This window comes from Bacillota bacterium, assembly GCA_024655925.1.
Classification (GTDB): domain Bacteria; phylum Bacillota; class DTU025; order DTU025; family JANLFS01; genus JANLFS01.
On record JANLFS010000209.1, the window covers coordinates 1 to 2178 of the forward strand.

The 2178-nt window shown below is 55.9% G+C and carries 3 protein-coding genes; all 3 read left to right on the forward strand.

Annotation, left to right across the window (positions count from 1 at the left end; genetic code table 11):
- On the forward strand, positions 1 to 323 hold a 323-nt coding region (locus NUW23_16150; protein ID MCR4427678.1), incomplete at its 5' end, for a hypothetical protein.
- Between the two features lie 50 nt (positions 324 to 373).
- Positions 374 to 1627 (forward strand): ROK family transcriptional regulator, encoded by a 1254-nt coding sequence (locus tag NUW23_16155; protein ID MCR4427679.1) that lies wholly within the window; start codon positions 374 to 376, stop codon positions 1625 to 1627.
- 206 nt (positions 1628 to 1833) lie between these two features.
- Positions 1834 to 2178, forward strand: a 345-nt coding sequence (gene dctP, locus NUW23_16160; GenBank protein MCR4427680.1) for a TRAP transporter substrate-binding protein DctP, incomplete at its 3' end; no start/stop codon positions are given.

Genomic DNA, 2178 nt, shown 5'->3' on the forward strand with positions numbered 1-2178 from the left:
TCTTCTTTCCCCCCTTCTTCCCCTTCCCGCACCCTACTCTAAGATTACACCGCCGCGCTACGGAGATCCTGAGGGACTACAAGACGTACGACTCCCTCCATTCCTCCAGGGAAGGCATGAACTCGCGACATGTGGGCCGGTTCATCGACAAGCTGATGCGCGTGAGCCGGGGCAAAGAGGTTTGGGTGATCCTCGGCAGCTACCGGCCCCACAGATCCATAGCCGCTGAGTACGAGCGCACTGAGACATGGCCGCGCGAAAACCCCGCCCGATTTCGCACCAGCCAGCAGGAATTCCGAGATATGGGTAGAACTCATTTATAAGTAACGTTAACTAACTATACACGCTCTCCAACACGGAGGTGCTTCTTCACGTGGCTCGGGCTGGAACAAACCAGCGGTCAGCTGTTCCATCTCTCCTCAAGGAAATAAACAGGGCTCTCATACTCAACGCTCTCAGGCAGCGCCAACAGGCCTCCCGGGCTGAGTTGGCCAAAGACCTTCGAATAAGTAAGCCGACTGTGTCGGCCATAGTAAACGAGTTGCTTGAGAGAGGGTTCGTTATAGAGTCTCAACAGGAGGAACTCACGGGAGCGCTGGGTAGGCGCCCTCTGATGCTCAGCATCAACCGAGATGTCGGCGGGATCATCGCGGTCAAGCTAGGGGTCACTTTTGTCAAGGCCGCCGTGTTTGACCTCAACCAGACCATGCTGTCGCGTTCCATGAAACTCATCGGGCCTCCGAATCCGGATGAGAAGCCAGCTGCGTTCTTCGTACGGGTGGTGAGAAGCGTTGTTGACGATGTGGTTAATGCTGCAGGCTTTTCCCGATTTCCCGGGTTAGGTATCGGGATCGAAGGTGTGGTGGACACAGCTACCGGTGTGCTGACGTCGTCCCCCTATCACCCGTACTGGAACGGGATTGACGTCCGGCGATTGCTCGAAGAGGAGTTTCATGTGCCGGTGTTTGTGGACAACGGCGTCAACGTGGCAGCAATTGGTGAGGGCTATGCTGTCAGAGGCGAGTCTCGAAACCTAGTGACTCTGAATATCACCGATACCGTTACTGCCGGGCTTCTGATCAAGGGAGAACCCTACAGAGGTAGAGCCAACAATGTTGGCGATATCGGCCATGTCATGGTTACAGAGAAGCCAATACCCTGCATTTGCGGGCGAACCGGATGCTTCGCAGCTATGGCGTCGGAACAGGCCGTACGTAGACTTGCCAGGGAAGCGCTGGAAAGGGGGGAAAGCTTACTCGGAAGTGAAGCCACTGTGCCTGCCGTTCTCGCTGCATCTGCTCAGGGCTGCGGGGCAGCCCAGGCCATCCTGAGGGAGGTCGGCCAGTATCTGGGTTATGGCATTGCGGCTGTAGCAAGCTTGCTCAATCCAGATGTCATTGTCCTCGATGGCCGGATAGTAAGGGAGTCCCGTCTTGTGTACGACTCTGCGATGGAGTCCTATCGGGGCCGGATATCGCCTGGTTTCGCCGATGGGACATCGGTCGTCTTGTCATCCCTCAAAGGGGATGCTTCATTGGTGGGTGCATGCATCCTGGTGCTGGAGCACATATTTGCCCCGCCAGTGCTCAAGCCCTCGGAGTCGGAGGCCGTCGACATGCTTGGCTAGAGGATTCATCTGAGGGTACAGTACGTTGGCTCACACTCAAGTCCGGGGCGTCGCGCAGGCCTATACCACAATTGGGGGTGTATTCTGTGAGAACTACTTCGCGTGGATTTCGCATGTTCACCCTGGTGTTCGCGGTTGCCGCACTTCTGGCGCTGAGTACTTCAGCTGCCCAGAGTGCGGCCAAGGTCGTGACCTGGAAGTTGGGTATGAACGCTGCTGTCACCTCGCTTGAGGTACAAGCTGCAAACAAGTTCGCTGAGCTAGTTCGGGAGAAGTCCGGCGGCGCAATGGTCGTTCAAGTCTTCCCTGCAGGCCAGTTAGGAGACTCCATAGCCCAAATAGAGAACGTGATCGTAGGCGCACAGGAGATGTACGCCAACTCTGCAAGCTGGAATTCGCAGTTCGTGAAGGATTTCAACGTCTTGACCATGCCTTTCCTAGTCCGCGACCTAAATCATCTGACGGTGTTCATGTCAAGCCCCATCTACGCCAAATGGTGTCAAGAGTACATCGACAAGCATGGCATCAGAATTCTGGCCGACAACTGGATG